Source organism: Halobacillus shinanisalinarum (genome assembly GCF_022919835.1).
GTDB lineage: Bacteria > Bacillota > Bacilli > Bacillales > Halobacillaceae > Halobacillus_A > Halobacillus_A shinanisalinarum.
On sequence record NZ_CP095074.1, the window covers coordinates 3,674,708 to 3,696,251 of the forward strand.

Here is a 21,544-nt window from a genome sequence, read left to right on the forward strand (position 1 = left end):
ATAAGGTACTTATTTAAAGGAACAACATCGTGCTAATTCGATTACTTTAGTTAGTTTAACTTTCTCAATAGTTAGACTAATAGTTCAAAAAGTCACCAAATGATAAACGGTGAATTTCTTCGTTGCTCGGTTTTTCCGGTCCCCAGAGGGAATTTTGCTCATGAAACAGCTTATGTACTGAAAACAACACGAGCTGATTGTGATGTGAAGATGTTGAAGAAGCTACTTGCTGTCTTCCACAAAACTCTTTATAAGACTTCTTTCTGTGTAAATACGCCTGAACTTGGCTTTCTTCTTTCGCTACATCCAGTGGCCTTGTGTACATTTACAAACGAAAACATTCCCTTTTAGCTAACATAAAAGAGTAAAGCGTTATGATAAATGCTCTGTAGAGCTTCACTGATTCGCACATCTGAGTGAAAGTCTATCTAACTCTATGAAAAGCTGTGCGCACTTCATTTGCTCTTCTATGGTAATATGGATTTGAAAAGCGAGTTTGAAAAATGAAAAATTAATCCTGTTGCCAAAATTGCGATTAAACGAAAAAAGGGAAATATAGACGCAGGAGGAAGTTGAAATCTTTGAGACTATCGCTGCAAACTAAAATACTAGTTCTGGTTCTGTCACTTGTACTTTTTATTATCATTCTATTGACAGCCTCCTTTACTTATTTGGAGGCGAAAGAGATTGAAAAACAGAAAGCCCAGTTGGCTTTGAAAATTTCTAAGACGATTTCGTTTATGCCTGAAGTTATTGAAGCCCTTCAAACGAAGGGGTCTGAAGGAATCATTCAACCCACAGCAGAGAGAATTAGAGAGGAAATCGGGGCGGAGTTCATTGTGGTTGGCAATAAAGAAGGCATTCGTTATTCCCACCCTGTACCTGAACGAATTGGGGAGAAAATGGTCGGGGAGGATAATTACCGGGCTCTTGTTGAAGAGGAATATTATACGTCAAGAGCTGTAGGATCATTAGGACCTTCGCTGCGAGGGAAATCCCCAATTTTTAGTGAAAATGGTCAAGTCATTGGGATTGTATCGGTTGGTTTTCTCATGAAGGATATTAAAGAGCAAATTTTTCATAATGTGCTTAGGGTTTCATTTAAATCATTGATCGTACTCCTCTTAGCGGTTGCCGGAAGCGTCATGTTATCACGGAATATTCGAAAGGATACAATGGGGCTGGAACCTTACCAAATTGCTACATTGCACACAGAAAAAGATGCCATTTTGCAATCTACTAGGGAAGGCTTGTTGTCCTATGACGAAGCAGGAAGAGTAACGATGATGAATCAGACCGCGAAAAAGCTATTGAATATTTCTGGAGGCTTTCGTCACTTGAAAATTGAAAACCTCTTGCCCAGCTCCCACCTTTATCAAATTTTTAAGACGGGAAAACCTCAAATGGACCAGGAATTGTTATTGGAAGATAAGACATTAATTATAAACCGGACACCGATTTTCCATAAAGATCAGGTGAAAGGGGTAGTCGCTTCTTTTCGTGATAAAACAGAAATCGAACAAATGCTCCATACGATTTCTGAAGTCAAAAGCTATTCTGAAGATTTACGAGCCCAAACCCATGAATTTACGAACAAATTGTACGTGCTGTCAAGTTTATTGCAACTCGGTGAGTATGAAGAAGCGGTTGAGATGATCCAAAATGAAACGGCGAATGTTGAGGTGAAAAATCGTATTCTTTTTAACCAAATTGAAGATAGCAAGGTCCAAGCGATTTTACTAGGGAAAATTGGGAAGGCTTCAGAGAAGAAAATTGGATTTGAGATTGATTCAAACAGTTCACTGCAGGGACTGCCCAGTCATATTAACTTGACCCACCTCATCGTGATCATTGGGAACCTTGTAGACAATGCGTTTGAAGCGGTTGCGAATCATGATCAACATCCACAAGTAACGTTCTTTGCTACTGATCTCGGGAATGATATTATTTTCGAAATCCACGACAATGGAGCGGGGATTCCCGAGGAAAATAAGGCCTTACTTTTTAACAGAGGTTTTACAGATAAAGAATCTCTTGAGCCGAGAGGGTATGGGCTTGCCAATGTGAAGGCAGCCGTCAATCAACTTCAAGGGATGGTTGAATTTCACAGTGAAATAGGAACAGGTACAGTGTTTACGGTATACCTTCCAAAAACAATCATAGGAGGATCATGATGAAAAAAGTGAAGGTGGCAATTGCAGAAGATGACTTTCGTGTAGCCGATGTTCATGAAAAATTTCTTAAGAAAATACCTGAGGTTGAGGTTGTGGGCAAGGCGTTAAATGCCGAGAAAACCCTGGAACTTTTGCGTACTAACAAAACAGACCTTTTATTACTTGATATCTATTTGCCGGATCAGCTAGGGACGGACATTCTCCGTAGGATACGGCAGGATTTTGAAGACCTTGATGTCATTATGATTACGGCGGCGACAGATAAAGCATTTCTTGAAAAAGCAATGCGAAACGGCGTGCAAAATTATTTAATTAAACCCGTTCCCCTGGACCGCTTTACAGATATGATTAAAAAGTATATTCAAAGCAGGAACGTATTACTGAACAAAGAGGAAGTAAATCAAACTGATGTGGACAGACTATTCAAGAATTCGGAAGAAGCTAAGCCAAAAGAGTCTCAGGATTTGCCGACAGGAATTGATGCGGAGACCCTCCATAAAATATTGGAGGTTCTCAGAAACAGTCAGGATGGTTTGTCTGCAGAGGAAATCGGAAAAAGGATGGGGCCTCAAGGACTACGGCGAGACGGTACTTAGAATATTTAATTTCCATCAACAAGTGTCGCTCAGAAGTCGAGTATGGGTCAGTGGGCCGACCAGAACGTAAGTACCTTAGCTAGGGCACAAAGCACTTGCTTTATGTGCACAATGGATTTTTAGCCATTGTGCCTTTTTTGTGGCCAAAATTAACAAAAAAGAACCAAAACAGTTTTTAAAGACAATACAATCAAAACCGTTACATAACAGGAAAGATGCTTTATGGTATTAATTAAGCTTTGAAAACGGTACCAACCATTCGTGAATAACTGCAGTTGTTTGATTTTTCGGAATCTAAGCGCTTAGAATAGCAATAAGTAATAATGTCGGCTTTACTTGGATTTTTAATGATCGCTGTTTTCATGATATCCACACATGGAAGAGCAGAAAGAAAGGATTTCGACATACGCAGGTAATGTACTGTCTGTTGTGTCCCTGATATTTGCTGCAGGTATCTTTACGGGGATCCTTACAGGGACGAAGATGGTCGATGCCATGGCAAACTCGTTAATTACAGTCATTCCGGATGCATTAGGACCGTATTTTGCCGTAATAACAGCGATTGCAAGTACACCTTTTACCTTTTTCATGTCAAATGATGCTTTTCATTTCGGAGTACTCCCGGTACTTGCAGAAGCGGCGGCCACCTATGGTATTAGTCCAGAAGAAATTGGCCGAGCCTCTCTTCTTGGTTTGCCGGTTCATTTACTGAGTCCGCTTGTGCCTTCGACTTATTTATTAGTGGGGATGGCCGGTGTTGAGTTTGGTGACCTCCAGAAAATGATGTTAAAGTGGGCAGGTTTGGTAACTGTTGTTATGACTATTGTCGCATTGATTACAGGAGTGATTTCCATCTGAAAACGACTTGAATTAAGTCTCAACATCCCTGACGGTAGAGATTTTGTGATAAATAGATTAGGAAGGAAGATAAGAGTTGAAACAGAATATGGAAACCGTTTACAGTCCTTGTAATGGTAAAGTTGAAAAAATCCTCATACGGAAAAATGATTATGTGTATGAGTGGGAAAAGTTATTTGTAGTTAAAGACAAGGATGGGTTATTAGAGGAAATAAAAATAGGGACAAGCGGTCTTATAGCTTCTTTGGAAGTGCTTGAGAATCAAGAAGTAAACACACATACCGTACTAGCAACGGTGAAAGATGACTTCAACATAACTGGAAGTGATTGAGCCGTGATATCCAAGTGACTGTGAATAAAATAAAAATGAGAGTAGAAGAAGCATTTCTGAAACGTAGTTAAAAATACACGGTTTCAGAGGTGCTTCTAATATGGGAAAATATTAGGGGATCAGGTTGGGGTTCTATAATAGATGGAGTATTCAAGGAGTAACCCCTTCAAGTGATTTTAAATTCTGTTGAAGGAGGAAAAGGAAAGTGAAAAAGTATTATTATTACACTATTTTTCTAGTCCTAGTTTTGGTTATCTCAGCTTGTTCTTCCAAGACAACTACAGAGGAAGAAACGGAACCTGCTGAAACAAAAGAAAACGCTCAAACGGATCAGCAAACGGAACAGGCATCAGAACCTAAACCAGTCGATTGGGCATATGAAGGAGATACTGGTCCCAAACATTGGGGAATCTATCAAATGAGTTTGCTGCATGTGAAGAAGGTGATAAACAATCGCCGGTAAACATTAAATTCTCAGAGGTGGAGGAAGATCAGAACGTACCGGAAGTCCAATTTCAGTATGAACAAGCCACACCAAGTGTGATCAATAATGGCCATAGTATTCAATTCAATCTTCCCGCTGAAAAAAAGAGTAATTTTATCACAATGGATGGGGCAAAGTATGAGCTGAACCAATTTCATTTCCATACACCAAGTGAGCACCAGCTTAATGGCGAAAATTTGCCGATGGAAATGCATTTGGTTCATCAAAGTGCTAATGATGAATTGGCCGTGATTACCCTCATGATAGAAGAAGGGACAGAGAACAAGGAGCTTTCTAGTATTTGGGGTGAACTTCCAACGGAAACGATGGAGAAGGACATAAAGATGAAAGAATCTATTGAGTTAATGAAGCTTATACCGGAAAGTAGTTCAACGTTCTATTATAGTGGGTCTTTAACAACACCACCATGTTCCGAGGGTGTAAAATGGATTGTCTTTGAGAACCCAATTGAAATGTCTAAAGAACAGATTGAAGAGTTCAAACAAATCTTTCCAAATAATAACCGTCCTATTCAATCGCTGAATAAACGAGAGGTAATACAAAATAAATAAATTTTTCTGTCATGTATGTAAAGTAGATTTGCACCACTACTTTGAGCACAAATCCACTTTACATAAACAGTGAGCTACATGAAATCTTCTCATTGCTTTTGTTAGCAATGAGAAGATTTTATATTTAGGGAAAAACTATTCATTCACTCATTGGACTTCTTCATTCGTCGAATAATGGTGGTCAATATCATCAATGTGAATGAGCACCTGATCCCTTCCATGGTAAATATGCTCATGCATCGCCACGCGAGCCCGCTCCGTATCTTGTGCCTTTATGGCCTGAAGGATCGTTTTATGAACATCCAGCGAGTGTCTTAACTGGTATTCGTTAAACCAATAGAAGGACCGGAAAATTAACGGAACGACGACAACTTTAGATATATGAGAATGAATATGTTGATTTTGCGATGCTTTTATAATGGTGTCGTGGAATCTGTGATTGATCTCTAAAATATATTCAATGGTTGTCTCGCCAGATTCAAGATAGCTGTTGATGGCTTGCTCGTACACTTCATTGGCTGTTTTCATTTCTTGGATGTCTGAGTCTGTGCGATGGATGGCGGCTTGGGCAGCTGCGTACCCCTCTAAAAGTGTCCTTAAGTCATAAATTTGCTGAACATCCTTTTTCGTGAAATGACGGACACGTACGCCTCTTTTCATCGACACCGTTAGTCCTTCTGATTCCAATTGTTTCAAAGCCTCGCGGATCGGCGTTCGGCTGATTTGTAACTTTTTTGCTAAAAATTCTTCGGTTAATCGCATTTTTGGTGGAAATTCACCATGTAAGATGGCTTGTTTTATATATTCATATGCAGTCATGTTTGAACACCTCAACTCTATTGTATACAAATGGAATAAATGCTTCAATGCTAAATACATCACTGTATACAAAGGGCGGTATTTAAGGGCGATTATATACTGAAGTACACCTGTTTTAGTAAGTAGGTTGATTTTTTGTATACAAATTGCTAGGATAAAACACAAGATTCAGAAATTTATGATCAATTAACGAAAATGTTTAGGAAGATTTACCTTTATGAAATGGTTTAAGCGCATGAAGGAGAGCGCTATCAAAGCGGATTGAATTCATCCCCCCAGATCATTTATCCGTTTTTAAAAATACAACAAGAGGTGAGGTAACCATGGGTCAAAGCTTAGAAGGAGTTAAAGTCTTAGAATTAGGAAGTTTAATTGCTGGTCCATTTGCTGGGAGGTTAATGGCTGAATTCGGGGCAGATGTGATAAAAGTTGAGCCGCCGAAGAAAGGAGATCCACTGAGGGATTGGCGTCATATTTATGAGGGGACGTCACTCTGGTGGCGGCTTCAATCAAGGAATAAAAAGTCGATCACCGTTGACTTGAAAAGTGAAGAAGGGCAAGACATCATAAAATCACTGATCAAGGAATGTGATATTCTCATTGAAAATTTTCGGCCGGGTACATTGGAAAAATGGAATTTAGGCTATGAAGAACTATCTGCCATTAATCCCGGTCTGATTATGGTCAGGGTCTCCGGCTACGGTCAAACAGGTCCTTATCGGGACAAGGCTGGATTTGGCAGTATCGGTGAATCCATGGGAGGGCTTCGCCATATCACTGGTCATCCTGAAAGTACACCATCAAGGGTAGGGGTCAGCCTTGGAGATTCCCTTGCAGCGATGTATTCCGTGATTGGTGCGATGATGGCGATGTACCACCGTGATGGTAAAGGTAGTGGAAAAGGACAAATCATTGATGTAGCCCTTTATGAGGCTGTATTTAGTTTGATGGAAGGGTCACTTCCTGAGTTTGACAAGCTTGGTGCTGTTCGGGAGAGGACAGGATCGGCCTTGCCGGGGATCGCGCCTTCGAATACGTACCAATGCAATGATGGCAAATATATCGTCATCGGCGGAAATGGGGATGCCATTTTCAAACGGTTAATGAACGCGATTGGACAGCCGGATTTGGCCGAGGATGAGCGTTTTCAAAGTAATAGCGGACGATCTGCACACGCGGACTATCTAGATGAACTGATTGAAGCTTGGACAAAAACGGTTGATTTTGAAACCGCTTTAACTGTACTTGACGAGGCGAGAGTTCCGGCTGGACCGATTTACAGTATTGAAGATATCGTAAATGATCCCCATTACTTGAGCAGGGAAATGATTCAGAATTTCCAAATGAATGAAGAAGAATCACTGAAAATCCCAGGGGTTGTGCCGAAAATGAGTGAAACACCAGGTGAAACCAAATGGCTTGGCCCGGAGCTCGGTCAGCATACGGATGAAGTGATGAGAAGCCTGTTGACCTATGATGATGAGAAAATTCAGCAGTTAAAAGATAAAGGGATCATATAACAGAATCTTTAAGAGGATGTTCAAAAAGTCACCTAATGATAAACGGCGATGATAAACGGCGAATGTCTTCGTTGCTCGGTTTTTCCGGTCCTTACGTATGAAAAGCATACAGTTTGCGGTCCTCAAAACTTCCGCGCCTCGAACTTCTTGCGACGCGCAAGGAACGTGCCGATCTTTGTCGATGTTCTAATTTGGCAACTTTTTGAACACGTACTTTAAGGGAGGGAAGTCATTTTGCAAAGAATTTATATCCAGGAAGTGGCTACGAGGGATGGATTTCAAATTGAAGACCAGTTTGTGCCGACAGATCAAAAGATAGATTTGATTAATAGGATGGGTTCTTCAGGGCTCGACAAAATTGAAGTGACCTCCTTTGTTTCACCAAAAGCTGTTCCTAACTTAAAGGATGCCAAGGAAGTCATCGAAGGAATTGACCGCAAGCCTGACGTCACTTATACCACGTTAATTCCTAATGTGAAAGGGGCAGAACAAGCAGCAGAGTGTGAGGCAGACGAAGTCAATCTGGTCGCATCTGTCAGTGAAACACACAATATGAAAAATGTTCGTCGGAAGGTAGACGAATCCTTTTCCGATTTCAAAAACATTGCGAGCTTTCTATCAGGCACGGGGATCCAGATTAACGGTACGCTCGCGACGACGTTTGGCTGTCCGTTCGAGGGGAGAATCTCAGAAGACAGAGTGCTGACCTTGATTAATGAGTATTTAGAACTTGGAGCTGGCGGGATTACCCTCGCTGATACGACTGGGATGGGCACACCGAAGCAAGTCTATAAATTGTGTGAAAAGGTGTTAACCCGTTGGCCGAACCTGCCGATTACACTGCATTTCCATAATACAAGAGGAATGGGACTAGCCAATGTTATCGAAGGGATTCGCGCGGGTGTAATAAGGTTCGATGCTTCCTTAGGCGGCTTAGGCGGATGCCCATTTGCCCCGGGTGCAACCGGCAATATATGTACGGAGGATCTCGTTCATATGCTCGCCTTTATGGACTATGAGATGAGAGTAGATCTTGATCAGTTAATCGATACGGCTAAGCGACTGGAAACGATCCTGCAACGCGAAGTGCCTGGACAAATTATTAAAGCTGGCAAAATCACCGACCTGCATTCCGTATCTTATTCATAGAAAGGGGAATCACCATTGGCTGCAAAAAAAACACTCGCCATAAATTCTTGAATGGGTTGGATGACATTGCTCTGACTTTACAAGCAGAGGACAGTATTAAGGGCTTTGAAAAGGGTAGACCTTCTCATATGAATCCGACCGTTTTTTAAGGCTGCGGCAGGGGTTGTTTTCGGATCAAATGATGTCCTGCCCCTGCTTTTTCTACCATTTTTAGTCTGAATATTGTGAAACCAAAGGAGGAATCACGTATGAGCAAACCAAAGAAAGAACCGATCAAAAACGGCAAGTTATGGATTGTGTTTGGTATCCTGTTTGTCTTGATCAACCCGTGGTATTTCCCGACCGGGTCCTACCAACCATTGTTCTTGGGAATTCCCTATTGGGCATTAATTATCATCGGTGCTTCATTATTGCTATCAGCATTTTTAACCTATGTTTTAAAATACCAATGGAACTTGGAAGAGGATGAGGAAGAGAAGGAAAAGAAGGAGGCGAAATAACCCATGGAACTAGCATTTGCAGGTTGGTCAGGAGTTTTAATCTTATTAATGTATGGCGCGATTATGCTTGGAGTCGGTGTGGCCACGTATTGGAAAAACAGAAATGTTCACGAAAGCCTTGATGAGTATTATCTTGGTGGGCGCGGGCTCGGCGTCATGGTATTGTTCTTTACTTTCTTTGCGACGCAGTACAGTGGAAATACAGTCGTCGGCTATCCTCCGACAGCCTATCGAATGGGGTATGAGTATCTCGTATCTGTGCCTTACTTTATCCTAATTATAATGGTGTACCTGATGTTTGCGCCCCGACTGTATCTGATGGGGAAAAAGTACAAACTGCTCACCCCCGTTGACTGGATTGACAAGCGATTCAAGTCGAAACCTGTTTCCATTTTAGCTGCTTTTTTAATGCTTTATGCGCTCGGAAACTATTTATTGGAACAGTTTGTTGCCATCGGCCAAGGTGTTTCTGGTTTAACAGGAGGAACGATTCCTTATCAAGTAGGTGTTGTGTTCTTCATTACCATTATGCTTATTTACGGGTGGCTTGGCGGTATGCGTTCTGTCGCCTATACAGACACCATGCAGGGGATCGCGTTACTGTTCGGTGTGTTCATGCTTTTAATCGGTTCCATTATCTACTTTGGTGGTTTGCCAACGGCGGCAGATTATATGCAAGCTTATGCACCGGAAAAATTAGGTGTTCCGGATGGACCTGGTACCGTCAATTGGTTTAGTTTATTAGTTCTCGTTGGAATTGGTGCAGCCGTCTATCCTCATGCTGTCCAGAGGATTTTTTCTGCCAAAAGTGAAAAAACGTTAAAACGTTCTTTTACACAAATGGCTTGGATGCCTTTTCTGACTGCAGGGGTTGTGTTTGTCGTAGGAATTATCGGGATTGCTGCATTTCCCGGATTAGATACGGCTGAGTCTGAACAATTGGTGGGGATGATGGCGAGTGCGGTTGCTAACCAGAATGCTCTGTTTTATTGGGCAATGGTTCTCCTATTCGGCGGTGTTATTGCTGCTATTGTATCAACAGCTGATTCTGTACTATTAACGTTCTCATCGATTGTTTCCAATGATTTATATGGAAGATACATCAATCCGGAAGCATCACAAAACAAGAAAATTCTCGTCGGTAAACTTGTTGGTGTGGCAGCTGTTGTGCTTCTAGTCATTATTGCCTGGTTCCCTCCAGCCACGCTTTATCAGATTTTTGTGTTAAAATTTGAGCTATTAATACAAGTGGCTCCGGCTTTAGTCTTCGGATTATATTGGAATCGCCTTCATCCGAAGGCCGTGTTCACAGGAATGCTCGTTGGTACGGTGTTCGCTTCGTATATGACGTTTGCCAACATTACACCTTTAGGAATATTTAGTGGTCTTTGGGGATTACTTATTAACCTCTTAATTTGTGTGATTGGCAGCCTGTTTATGAGTGTCTCGGCTGCTGAAGAGGAAGAAGCAGATCAAGTGATTGGTATGTAACGACCCGTTTCATAGACAAACCAGTCAATCGGGTCGATTGACTGGTTTGTCTATGAATGGGTGCAGGCTGAGTAGAGTCGAAGCCTAGTCTACTATTATTAGAAAGGCTGTTTTCTAAAAGATTGTTGTTTTTGACACAAAAACTATAAACGGCGTCATAACATACGGCTTCGGAAATACACTACGCTTTTCCGAATGAGTCTTCGTATATTTCCTTCGCTGTTATGGCGGTTGATTGAAGCGACGGCCCGAAGCGGAAATCAACATTGCTTTTATGGCGAAGGTTTATATTAACTGCGAGGGGTAAGAGCAACAAAATTTACGAAAAGAGTTATTAGAAAAGGGATGTCTTGGAATGAGAACAGTTGCAGTGAATACAACACCGGCGAGCATGGCTTATCCGTGGAAAATGTTATTATGGCTGCTGATGGCTCAAATTATGGTCGCCTTTATTGGACGGAGCCTTGGGCCGCTTGGTGTACTGATTGGAGAAGATTTATCACTAACAAAGGCCCAAATTGGATTGTTGCCATCGGCGCTTTTCCTCGGTCAAGCCATGGCATCGATCCCTTCTGGTTTTGTTGCTGATCGAACTGGCTCAAGGCCGCTATTGTTGTTGTTATCCCTATGCCTTGGAACAAGCTTCCTATTTATGACGTTCCAATCCGCCTTTTGGTTTGTACTATTCCTAGTGATGATTGGCGGGTTGGGGTATGGCGGCATGCATCCTACTACCAATAGAGGAATTATTTATTGGTTTTCGCAAAAGCAACGAGGGACAGCAATGGGAATTAAACAAATGGGGATTACTTTTGGCTCAGCTCTCTCAGCAATTTTATTATTGCCGCTTGCTGCAAGTTATGGCTGGAGACCTGTCATGTTGATTGCATGCCTGGGTTTAATTGCGACGGGTTTGGTCGCCTTTTACCTCTATCGCGACCCTTCCAAAGAGGCGGCAGTGGCTAAGGAGAAGCCGACATTTCGATCGATTTATTCTTCCATTCTCAGTATGGCTAAAAATAAGGCCTTACTTCTCGTCAGTTTTAGTGCCATGGGTGTTAATGGATCTCAGATGTGCTTAAATACGTATCTCGTATTGTTCGCCTATGAACAGATTGGCATTAGTCTAGTATTAGCAGGGATGCTGCTCGTAATTTCTGAAATTGGCGGCTCGCTTGGTAGAGTAGGGTGGGGAGTGATTAGTGATCGTCTGTTTGATGGAAAACGGCTGATTATCCTCGTTATCATTGTCAGTATCACCTTGCTTATGAGTGTTGTTGTGGCTTTTATTCCAGTGGGAACCCCGTTTTGGGTGCTCGTCCCCATCTTTCTCGTATTTGGCTTCTCCGTTTCAGGGTTTAATGGGATATGGATGAATTTAGCCTCAGAACTCGTTCCTAAAGAGCAAACAGGATTATCAAGCGGATTCAGTATTACGCTTGGTTCGATGGGCGTTATCCTCCTTCCGCCACTGTTCGGCTTTTTAGTTGACCAAAACCAAAGCTACACATTTGGCTGGCTGCTGATTTCCGGAATCATGATCGGCGTGCTGTTCGTCTTAGCCAGCTTATATGTTGTGGCAAAAGAGAACGTTTCTTCCAACTAACATCGATACAATTTTAAAAGGAGAAAGTTGACATGAAGTTTGATCCTTCAAAACTAGAGACAAAAAACGTTTATAAATTGTTATCAGGGTCGGTTGTTCCACGCCCGATTGCCTGGGTTTCCACGACATCTGAAAACGAAATTCGTAACTTGGCTCCATTTAGCTTCTTTACGGTGGCATCAAGACAGCCGCCGATGCTCTGTATTTCGATTGGACTAGGCGTTGGGGCTAGAAAAGGAACCGTTAAAGACACACTGGAAAACATCCGTACAGGAAAAGAATTTGTTATTAACATCTCATCGACACCGCTTGGCAATGAGGTTCAAAAATCCTCTGAGAATCTGGCTCGCGAAGTGGATGAGTTCGAGGAAGCGGGGGTCACACCGGTTGCAAGTGAAAAAGTTAAACCGATGAGAATCAAGGAAGCACCAATTCAAATGGAATGTAAGCTGCACCAAATCATTGAACTTGGCAGCGACCATTTAATTATTGGGGAAATGGTGTTTTATCATATTCAAGAAGACTATTATCTTGAAAATTATAAGGTGAACTTTGAGAAACTGCGTCCCTTGGGAAGGTTGGCAGCAAGTTTTAGTGAAAGCAGGGACTTTTTCTCGTTGCCGAAAGAAGATTTAAAGTGAGATGACTGATCGTTCAAGCATCCACGCTCAAGCTTTACAAATGCTTGAGCGCGGATGTCTTTTTATTGAGATGATAAAGAAAATAACGAACTAATGCGGGCATAAAGACGTTCCAATCCATATAAAATAATTTAAAGAGGGAGGCGTTGAATTGAGGAAGATTTTATTAATCACAGACCCTGGGGTTGATGATTCGTTTGCTATTATGTATGCCCTTTTAAACCCAAACATCGAAGTGGTGGGGATTGTATGCGGATATGGGAATGTCAGTCAAGCTGACGCACTAAGGAATAGCGCCTATTTACTTAAGCTTGCAGGTAGAGAAGACATCCCACTCATCAATGGAGCAGAAGCCCCCCTTTCTTTTCCCCCTCAATATTTTTATGAGATTCATGGTTACCATGGCATAGGTGGAGTGAATACAGAGCATATTACGCCTGCTAAGGTTTATCCCTTTCAGAAGATTTTTGATTTAATTTCAACTTATGGTAAGGAGCTTACGATTGTGAATCTGTCCCGGTTCACAACATTAGCTCTTACTTTTGTTCAAGCAGGAAGTAATATCCATGAGGTGGGAGAAATCATTGTCATGGGGGGAGCCTTTTTTGTACCGGGAAATAGCAGTCCTTTAGCGGAGGCCAATGTTTATGGTGACCCTCAAGCCGCAAAAATTGTTGCTACCCGTGGAAGGGGAATCACATTTGTACCGCTTAATGTGAGTAACCGTGCCATCATCCCTCTTGACATGATTCACTATCTTTCAGAACAAACATCGACATACTTTTCTCCTATTCTTAACCCCATCATGGATTACTATAGCATCCAATATCAATCCATTATCCCCGGTATTAACGGTGCTCCTTTACACGATGTCACTTTGCTTTCATTTCTAACAAGTCAAGATCATTATAAACTCATAAGTCGGCAAGTTTTTGTTGTCGATGACGGCCCATCAAGAGGATTAACCTATGCTGATTTTCGTCCTGTTCCGGAAACTATTCCACACTACCCAATAAACAAGATTATTTTTGATTTCGAGGTGGAATACTTTGTAAATGATTTTGTGAAGACCATGAGCTCCTTCTAAATTATCTTTTAGAGGATGTTCAAAAAGTCACCAAATGATAACGGCGAATGGTTTCGTTGCTCGGTTTTTCCGGTCCTCACGTAGGAAAGGCATACGCTTTGGTCCTCAAAACTTTCACGCCTCGAACTTCTTGTGACGCGCAAGGAACGTGCTAGTGTCGACGTTCTCATTCGTCAACTTTTTGAACACACACTTTTAGACAGTAAATACATTTAAGAAATCTCAGAGGGCGAACTCCTTCTGAGATTTTTTTGCGAGCTCTAGTAATGCTAATAAACAGGAACCGTTCTATAGAAGGGAATAGCTAAGGTTTCAAAAATGGATAGAAATTAGTTTCTGAATCAGTATTCGTGATGCCGCAGTGGAAATATACTCGCTTTCCGCGGGCAAGTGTCGAGCCTCCTCAGCTCGTTCCTCGCCTAGCTTGTTCTTCCCGCAGGAGTCTCGCATATTTCCACTGCTGACATGGAGTCATTTGCCAAACTCTTATAAGAGAGTCTAAATGCAGCTTGTTGTTCATTTAATTTTGGATACGGTCTGCAGCTAATTTTGCAGCATTATAAATAAGCGTTAAGATGTCGAAAATGGACTTTCACGCGTTTTTCAGTTCGATGACGAGCGTTGTTTAGCTGAAACAATTCTATCAACAGCAGTGCGTTGTTTAAAGATGGTTTTCCAAGTCTTTGACCCGCGAGCTGCCGCTGTGTATCGACGTAAATCTGTCGTAATTTTGATTTTATAAACTTTTTGGCAGATGCGAATCATTATACAAGACTTGCGACGGTACTTTTTCCGTTTTGAATCCCTTGGGGCACAAGGGTCTTAAATTATGAAATTCATTCTTCTACGAAGTTTTTTTACAATTTTTAAAATTTACCCTTCCCATAATCGATTATCGTATTGTATAATTGTCGTACAAATTATGATAGCGCTTTCTTAAAATCTGTTTTTTTTGGGAGGAATGACATTGTCAGCATGGGATTTAGCTATTGATTTGGGATTGATTTCGGTTTTATTGTTAGTTGGTGTAGTGTTACGAGCGAAAGTGGGAATCGTCCAAAGGCTATTTATTCCGGCTAGTATCATAGCAGGGGGTATTGGTCTAACCCTAGGTCCTAACGGTCTTGATTGGTTACCCTTTTCCGGTTTGGTAAGTGAATATCCTACGGTTTTAATCGCGGTTATTTTTGGTGCGATCCCGATCGGTGCTGCCAAAGTGAATTGGAAGCAGACCTTTGGACGAGTGAGAAATATGTGGGTGTACTCGATGCTGTTAACCTTACTTATGTGGGGTGGGGGTGCGATGGTTACATACTTAATCATAGCCCGGGTATGGGATATCCCAACAGGTTTTGGACTGGTCCTTGGGGCTGGATTTCTCGGGGGGCACGGTACAGCAGCAGCAGTTGGCGAAGCTTTCAGTGGACTTGGCTGGGAGGAGGCCACAGCATTAGGCTATACTTCAGCAACGATAGGTTTAATTTGTGCTATCCTTGGTGGACTGCTGCTCATTAAGAAGAATACACGTAATAACCAGACCAATTTTATTTCCGACTTTGAAGAGCTGCCTAATGAATTACGTACAGGTTTAGTCCCTAAAGAAAACCGTCCTTCTTCAGGGGAGAATACGGTATCTAGCAACACCGTCGATCCATTATTTTTTCATATTGCCATTTTAGCGGTTGTTGTCATGGTAAGTTACTTTTTACAAGTAGGGATTGAAGCCACCTTTCCTCAGGTCAGCATTCCTCTATTAAGTCTGTCATTTGTCGTTGGTTTGCTGATGCAGTTCGTATTAAACACAACGAAAGGTAATCACTATGTGGATAAAAGAGTGATCGATCGCTTAGCCGGAACCGCTACAGATTTAATTGTTGCTTTTGGTATTACTTCTATCAATCTTGCTGTTGTGGCAGCATATGCTTGGCCGCTTCTGGCATTATTCGTTTTTGGAGTTATCTGGGCGTACTGCATTTTCCACTTTATTGCTCCACGCGTGTTCCATCGCCACTGGTTTGAAAATGCCATTTTTGGATGGGGATGGAGTACAGGTACTGTGGCAATGGGAATTGCCCTCCTGCGCATAGTCGATCCCAAATCGAAAAGTACTACCTTGGACGACTATGCTTTAGGTTATGTCGGGATGGTTCCAGTAGAGATTATGGTCATAACCTTTGGCCCTATAATGATGATGGCAGGATTCGGCGGAATATTCTCGCTTATTTTACTAGGGACAAGCGCTGTACTTATAATCATTGCCGCTAAGTCAGGCTGGCTGGCTTCTATTCAAGACACGAAGAAATTTAATAGAGACTCAAACGTTTCCTAGGAAAGGATGATAGTTTCGTATGAAAATTGAACGGAAGAAGATATCGATGCAGGTATTTGATCGTATTAAAGATCTCATTCAACAGAAAGAGTTAAAGCCAGGTGATCGACTTCCCACTGAAAAGCAATTATCAGAAATGTTTGGGGTTAGTCGAACCCCTGTGCGAGAAGCGCTGAGTGTTCTAGAAGCAAGCGGGCTAACAGTTTCTAAGCAAGGGGGAGGAAGTATTATCCAAGTCACCTCCCTAACCAATCTTATGGAAGAAACCCAGTTTGAGTTTGTTGATACAGATGAAATACTTAATCTACTAGAAACACGAATCATTCTTGAGGAAGAAGCTGCACGTTTGGCTGCTATTCGAGCCACTGCAAATGATATAGCTATGATCAAAGAAAGATTGGAAGATCTCCGTACTTCACAGAATGATAATCAAGTCGGATACAAAGAAGACATTGCGTTTCACCATGCCATTGTCAAAGCTTCTCATAATCCTATACTCATCCAAACAATCGAGAATATCATGAACCTCTATGAAAAAGCTATACGATTTTCTCTTACAAAGAACATGGGGATTAAGGAAAAGCGTGCCCAGGTGCTCAGTGAACATGAGCGAATCTATACAGCTATTCGATTAAACGATGGTGCACAATCGAGAGATGAAATGCACCACCATCTCAGTAATGCGTGTAAAAAATTTAAAGATACATTTAATCAAGCATCCAATTCTTAAATTTCTAAAGGAGAGATTACAATGATTGAAAAATCCGTACAATTTTACAGTGAAGGTTTCAAACTACAAGGCACGTTATATTTCCCAGAAGACTATGAAAATAAGGAAAAACATCCTGCGATTATAGCAAACTCTGGTTATCAAGGTGTGAACGAGTTTTATCCTCGTATGTTTGCAAAGGCAATGACGGAAAAGGGGTATATTTGTTTGGGATTTGATTATCGCGGTTTTGCTGACAGTGAAGGAGACCCGGCACGCGTTATCTTAGATGAGCAGGTAGATGATATCCGCAATGCCCTAACCTTCCTACGTACCCAAAGTGAAGTCGATCATGAGCGAATTGGTTTAATTGGATGGGGCATGGGCGGATCAAACGTTGTCCGTGTAGCTGAAAAGGAAGATGTAGCAGCCGTTGCTGCTTTAAATGGATTTTATCACGGCGAACGCTGGTTAAAGACGATTCATTCCTATGAAAATTGGTTGAATGTACTAGAGACCGTATATGAGGATCGTATTCTTCGTGTAACTACTGGGGAATCAAAGCCAGCTGATCCTTTCTTGCATTACCCACTAGATCCGGCAACTCGGGACTATGTTGATAAAGAGTTGGCTGCTAAGAAAGGCTTTGGTGGAGAGACACGCATTCAATTCTCGGATTCAATTCTAGAAATGGATGCCGAGAAGGCAGCTCAAAAATTGGAGGATACGCCTTTGTTCGTTGCTCATGGAAAAGATAACATTCTCCATCCGTTTGAAGAGTCTGTATTTCTTTTCCATAATGCAGCAAGTCCGAAAGTTTTTTATGAAATCAATGGGAAGCACAATGATTTTATGTATAGTGACCATTATGAATTTAAAGCACTAGTGGAGGAGCTGGGAACGTTTTTTGAAGAGGCTCTTCTGTCATGAACCACTTAAGCGAACACGAGGGTCTGTACCATCCACTATTAGAGGGGGCTTATGAACTTCATGTTCATAGCTCCCCTAGTGCTTTTCCTAGAAAACAGACCGATTGGGAACTGGTAGCAGAGGCTAAACAAGCTGGCATGAAAGGTTTGGTGATTAAGGCACATGAGGGGGCTACACATGATCGAGCAACCCTTATTCGTCAGCAAATTCCCGAGATGAAAGTTTATGGAGGTTTAGTTTGTAATTTGTTTACAGGAGGGTTATCTTCACATTCGGTTGATATGGCATTACGTATGGGGCAAAAGTAATCTGGATGCCTACGATATCGGCGGAACAACATGCCAACTATTTTTCCGATCATGATCAGGGGCGCTTTTTCAATAGTGAAACATCCCTGGATAACTCTGGTTCCGATTTAACCATCTTAAATGAAAAGGGCGTAGTCAAAGATGAAGTGAAACGGATCCTTTATTTGATCGCTTCCTACGATGCTGTGCTTGCAACGGGCCATTTATCTCCTGATGAAGTGGATCTTTTAGTAGAAGAAGCACGAATGATCGGTGTCAAACGAATCCTAATTCAACACGCCGATTTAGGAATTGCCCAAATTCCGATCGATTTACAAAGAAAGTTAGCGAATCAAGGGTGCCTGATCGAAAAGTGCTATTTAGCATGTGGAGAAGACTTTAATAACCTGACGATTTCACAAATGGCTCAGTCTATTCAAACCATTGGGTCAAAATCTTGTGTTCTAGTTACTGACTTCGGGCAGCCTCATAACCCTACACCTGTTCAAGGGCTAAGTGACTTTGTTGCACAGTTACTGAAGGAAGGAATAGGGGAAGAGAGTGTGAGAGAAATGATTGTAACGAACCCTGAATATTTGTTGTTTTGAGGTGAAGAGGATGAAAAGGAGCGTAAATAAGTGAGTAATTGGATCGAAGCTCTAAAAAAAGAAATACCAGAGGGTCAAATCATGACCGAATTAGCTGATCGATATAGTTATAGTTTTGATGCTTCCTTTGGTGAATATCTTCCAGACGTCGTCGTTCAAGCTAAAAATAAACAGGAAGTTGTTTATATCGTGAAAGTGGCCAATCAATTCGGTATCCCTATCTATCCCCGGGGACAGGGGACATGTTTAAGTGGCGGGCCGTTACCAGTTTACGGAGGAATGGTGCTTGATCTTTCTCAATGGCCTGAACAGATCACCTTGAATGTTGAAGATCTAACTATTAACGTATCCCCGAGCGTTCTGACAGCCCGTATAAACGAAGAAGCTGAGAAACATGGTCTTATGTATGCACCTGATCCGAGCAGTGCTCATGTAGCAACAATAGGAGGAAATCTTGCAGAGAACTCCGGGGGCCCTCGTGGCCTGAAGTACGGAGTGACCAAAGATTTTGTCATAGGTCTTGAACTCGTGACGCCTGAGGGTGAAGTCATTCGTACAGGAGGTCAAACGATTAAAAATGTAACCGGCTTTGACCTGACCAAATTGATTGTCGGATCTGAAGGGACGCTGGGTGTCATTACGGAAGCAACCTTAAAACTTATCCCTAAACCTCCTGCTGTACAAACCATTATGGTTGAATTTGATCATGTACGAACAGCCGGGCAGGCGATATCGCGTACCTTAACGTCTGGGATCTTACCTTCGAAAATGGAGTTTATGGATCAGGCATGTATTCAAGCTGTTGAGAATTTTAAGCCATCGGGACTCCCGGTTGATGCAAAAGCCATTGTAATTATTGAGTTAGACGGACATCCACAAACGCTTGATGTGGAAACGAAACTCGTCCAAAACATTATGTCTTCCATTGGTGCTACGAATTTAATCATTCCGAAAACGAAAGAAGAAGCGGATAAAATTTGGCATGCAAGAAAACAGGTATCACCTGCCATCGCTAAAATTAAGCCGACAAAGGTATCTGAAGATGCAACGGTTCCTCGCAGTAAGATTCCTGAGATGATGGATCGATTACATGATATTAAGAATAAGTACAATGTTGAAGTCGTTGTCTTTGGTCATGCCGGTGATGGAAACCTTCATCCAAATATTTTATGTGATAAAAGGGATCAAGAAGAAATGGGACGTGTAGAGCAAGCTGTAGAAGAAGTCTTTCAAGCAGCTATCGACCTAGGAGGCACCTTATCTGGCGAACATGGAATCGGTACAATGAAAGCGCCATTTATGGAAAAAGAACTTGGAGAAGTTGGTTTAGACATGATGAAACGGATTAAAGACAGCTGGGATCCAAATGGAATTATGAATCCAGGGAAAATTTTCCCTGAGAAAGGCCAAAAGCTGGTGTTAACAGATGAGTGATGTTCAAACCCTTCAAGAAAAAATCAACTATGATAAAACATTTGATTGTGTCCAATGTGGGTACTGTCTACCTGCCTGTCCCACTTATGAAACGATGGAGAGAGAAACTCATTCTCCTCGTGGACGCATAAATCTTGTAAAGCTTGTAGCGGAGGGAAAAGCATCTATCAAGGATTTACAAGAACCAATTGAAAAGTGTCTTGGATGTATGGCCTGTACAACGGTCTGCCCTACGAATGTTCAGTATGGACAAATTTTAGAAGGAGCCAAAGAGGTGATCGAGGATCATCAAGTGAAATCTGTATGGCAGAAAAAAACGGAAGATTTCCTGTTTGAGTCATTTTTCCCCTCTGGCAAATGGATGAATACGTTAGGGAACTTGACTTGGTTTTATCAAAGAACAGGTCTGCAGGCTTTTGCAAATTTGCTGTCTTTAACAAAATTAGCTCCGCTTCATTTGGACCAGTTTGAACAAGTGATTCCAGTGCAGCCTTCTCCAAAAGAACGCGCCAAACGTGCCAAACGTTATATGCGTAAAAGGCCAGCGACGGCTAAGGTTGCCTTCTTTACAGGGTGTGTAATGGATAGTGTGTTTTTTGAGACCAACCAAAACACGATTGAATTGCTTTTGCGAAGTGGGCTAGAAGTCGTTCTTCCTGAACAGCAAACCTGTTGCGGTGCTCTACATGCACACTCAGGGAAGATCAATGATTCTAGAGAATTAGCCAAACGCAATATTGAAGCTTTTGAGGAAGAGAAGGCGGATTATATTGTAAACAATGCGGGAGGCTGTGGGGCGCGGTTGATCGAATATCATCATTTATTTGAAGAAGGGACCTCATGGCATGAGCGAGCCAAGCAGTTTGTTTCCAAAGTGAAAGACATTTCAGAAGTGTTGGTAGAAGTAGACGAATTAGAATTCACAACACCCATTGATTATACGGTTACCTACCAACCATCGTGCCATATGACAAACGTACAAGGTGTAAAAAGCCCGCCATTGGAGCTGATAAGGAAAATCCCCGGGATTACGTTAAAAGAATTAGACCGTCCTGACTTTTGCTGCGGATCAGCAGGCATTTATAACATCATTAATTACGAAGAATCAATGGATATATTGGATGTAAAAATGAAAGATGTATGTAGGATTGATCCAGGTTCCATTGTAACAACGAACCCTGGGTGCCTACTGCAGATGAAACTAGGGATTGAGCGGGAAAAGGTCAGCGACGGAATGGAAGCTGTTCATCTTGTAGATCTATTAATGGAAGCATCCCCTGTGGCCAGGCAGGATGGGCCTAGACAGACGCCGTTTCAAAAGGGATCAGAGTAAGGTCAATATGTTACTCAGTAAACTTTGTAACTTCATAGATTTCACTTCAAACCCAGATACCGCACATATAACAGCACGGTGTCTGG

General features: G+C 41.9%; 18 protein-coding genes and 4 pseudogenes. 19 read left to right on the forward strand and 3 right to left on the reverse strand.

Features of this window, described 5'->3' with window-relative positions; all coding sequences use genetic code 11:
* Positions 1 to 76: 76 nt before the first annotated feature.
* A complete protein-coding gene (locus MUO14_RS18120) occupies positions 77 to 325 on the reverse strand; it encodes a hypothetical protein (protein WP_244751977.1) in 249 nt (82 codons plus the stop codon).
* A 256-nt stretch (positions 326 to 581) separates the two neighbouring features.
* Between MUO14_RS18120 and MUO14_RS18125 the strand changes: the two genes are divergently transcribed.
* The 6 genes and pseudogenes from MUO14_RS18125 (at position 582) to MUO14_RS18150 (ending at position 5,015) form a co-directional block, all read left to right on the forward strand.
* A complete protein-coding gene (locus MUO14_RS18125; RefSeq protein WP_318035979.1) occupies positions 582 to 2,174 on the forward strand; it encodes an ATP-binding protein in 1,593 nt (530 codons plus the stop codon).
* Positions 2,174 to 2,853 (forward strand): annotated as a pseudogene (locus tag MUO14_RS18130) (response regulator). The gene MUO14_RS18125 and the pseudogene MUO14_RS18130 overlap by 1 nt, the downstream one beginning before the upstream one ends.
* Before the next feature lie 283 nt (positions 2,854 to 3,136).
* Positions 3,137 to 3,628 (forward strand): annotated as a pseudogene (locus tag MUO14_RS18135) (SLC13 family permease); the annotation flags it as partial.
* 76 nt (positions 3,629 to 3,704) lie between these two features.
* Positions 3,705 to 3,959, forward strand: a complete 255-nt coding sequence (locus tag MUO14_RS18140; RefSeq protein ID WP_244751979.1) for a biotin/lipoyl attachment domain-containing protein — start codon at positions 3,705 to 3,707, stop codon at positions 3,957 to 3,959.
* Positions 3,960 to 4,164: 205 nt separating this feature from the next.
* Entirely contained in the window at positions 4,165 to 4,422 is a 258-nt protein-coding gene (locus tag MUO14_RS18145) for a hypothetical protein (protein ID WP_244751980.1), read from the forward strand.
* A complete protein-coding gene (locus MUO14_RS18150) occupies positions 4,362 to 5,015 on the forward strand; it encodes a carbonic anhydrase (protein ID WP_244751981.1) in 654 nt (217 codons plus the stop codon). The genes MUO14_RS18145 and MUO14_RS18150 overlap by 61 nt, the downstream gene beginning before the upstream one ends.
* Before the next feature lie 147 nt (positions 5,016 to 5,162).
* Here the strand turns inward: MUO14_RS18150 and MUO14_RS18155 are convergent, their stop codons facing one another.
* Positions 5,163 to 5,834, reverse strand: a complete 672-nt coding sequence (locus MUO14_RS18155) for a GntR family transcriptional regulator (protein WP_244751982.1) — start codon at positions 5,832 to 5,834, stop codon at positions 5,163 to 5,165.
* 323 nt (positions 5,835 to 6,157) lie between these two features.
* On the opposite strand from MUO14_RS18155, the gene MUO14_RS18160 reads away from it, so the two are divergent.
* From MUO14_RS18160 to MUO14_RS18190, 7 genes are all read left to right on the forward strand, one after another.
* Positions 6,158 to 7,354 carry a CaiB/BaiF CoA transferase family protein gene (locus MUO14_RS18160; RefSeq protein ID WP_244751983.1) on the forward strand — a complete coding sequence of 399 codons (1,197 nt, stop codon included), beginning with the start codon at positions 6,158 to 6,160 and terminating at the stop codon, positions 7,352 to 7,354.
* A gap of 234 nt (positions 7,355 to 7,588) precedes the next feature.
* Positions 7,589 to 8,503, forward strand: a complete 915-nt coding sequence (locus MUO14_RS18165; protein WP_244751984.1) for a hydroxymethylglutaryl-CoA lyase — start codon at positions 7,589 to 7,591, stop codon at positions 8,501 to 8,503.
* A 248-nt stretch (positions 8,504 to 8,751) separates the two neighbouring features.
* On the forward strand, positions 8,752 to 9,003 hold the full coding sequence (locus MUO14_RS18170) for a hypothetical protein (RefSeq protein WP_244751985.1): 252 nt from the start codon (positions 8,752 to 8,754) through the stop codon (positions 9,001 to 9,003).
* A 3-nt stretch (positions 9,004 to 9,006) separates the two neighbouring features.
* Positions 9,007 to 10,494: a sodium:solute symporter family protein gene (locus tag MUO14_RS18175; protein ID WP_244751986.1), complete on the forward strand. Its 1,488-nt coding sequence runs from the start codon at positions 9,007 to 9,009 to the stop codon at positions 10,492 to 10,494.
* A 355-nt stretch (positions 10,495 to 10,849) separates the two neighbouring features.
* A complete protein-coding gene (locus MUO14_RS18180; protein ID WP_244751987.1) occupies positions 10,850 to 12,100 on the forward strand; it encodes an MFS transporter in 1,251 nt (416 codons plus the stop codon).
* Positions 12,101 to 12,132: 32 nt separating this feature from the next.
* A complete protein-coding gene (locus MUO14_RS18185; protein ID WP_244751988.1) occupies positions 12,133 to 12,741 on the forward strand; it encodes a flavin reductase family protein in 609 nt (202 codons plus the stop codon).
* Positions 12,742 to 12,892: 151 nt separating this feature from the next.
* A complete protein-coding gene (locus MUO14_RS18190) occupies positions 12,893 to 13,828 on the forward strand; it encodes a nucleoside hydrolase (protein ID WP_244751989.1) in 936 nt (311 codons plus the stop codon).
* Between the two features lie 520 nt (positions 13,829 to 14,348).
* Here the strand turns inward: MUO14_RS18190 and MUO14_RS18195 are convergent.
* Positions 14,349 to 14,584 (reverse strand): annotated as a pseudogene (locus MUO14_RS18195) (IS5/IS1182 family transposase); the annotation flags it as partial.
* Positions 14,585 to 14,795: 211 nt separating this feature from the next.
* Between MUO14_RS18195 and MUO14_RS18200 the strand changes: the two are divergent.
* The 6 genes and pseudogenes from MUO14_RS18200 to MUO14_RS18225 all read left to right on the forward strand — a co-directional run bounded on the left by MUO14_RS18200 (position 14,796) and on the right by MUO14_RS18225 (position 21,458).
* Complete coding sequence (locus tag MUO14_RS18200) at positions 14,796 to 16,157, forward strand: sodium/glutamate symporter (protein ID WP_244751990.1); 1,362 nt, start codon at positions 14,796 to 14,798, stop codon at positions 16,155 to 16,157.
* 19 nt (positions 16,158 to 16,176) lie between these two features.
* Positions 16,177 to 16,887, forward strand: coding sequence for a FadR/GntR family transcriptional regulator (locus tag MUO14_RS18205; RefSeq protein ID WP_244751991.1), 711 nt, complete (start codon positions 16,177 to 16,179; stop codon positions 16,885 to 16,887).
* A 21-nt stretch (positions 16,888 to 16,908) separates the two neighbouring features.
* Positions 16,909 to 17,796 (forward strand): alpha/beta hydrolase, encoded by an 888-nt coding sequence (locus MUO14_RS18210; RefSeq protein ID WP_244751992.1) that lies wholly within the window; start codon positions 16,909 to 16,911, stop codon positions 17,794 to 17,796.
* Positions 17,793 to 18,691: pseudogene (locus MUO14_RS18215) on the forward strand (DUF6282 family protein). The gene MUO14_RS18210 and the pseudogene MUO14_RS18215 overlap by 4 nt, the downstream one beginning before the upstream one ends.
* A gap of 81 nt (positions 18,692 to 18,772) precedes the next feature.
* The gene (locus MUO14_RS18220) at positions 18,773 to 20,125 is read left to right on the forward strand and encodes an FAD-binding oxidoreductase (protein ID WP_396265855.1); all 1,353 of its coding nucleotides are present in this window, start codon (positions 18,773 to 18,775) and stop codon (positions 20,123 to 20,125) included.
* Positions 20,118 to 21,458, forward strand: coding sequence for a (Fe-S)-binding protein (locus tag MUO14_RS18225; protein ID WP_244751994.1), 1,341 nt, complete (start codon positions 20,118 to 20,120; stop codon positions 21,456 to 21,458). The genes MUO14_RS18220 and MUO14_RS18225 overlap by 8 nt, the downstream gene beginning before the upstream one ends.
* Positions 21,459 to 21,544 lie beyond the last annotated feature (86 nt).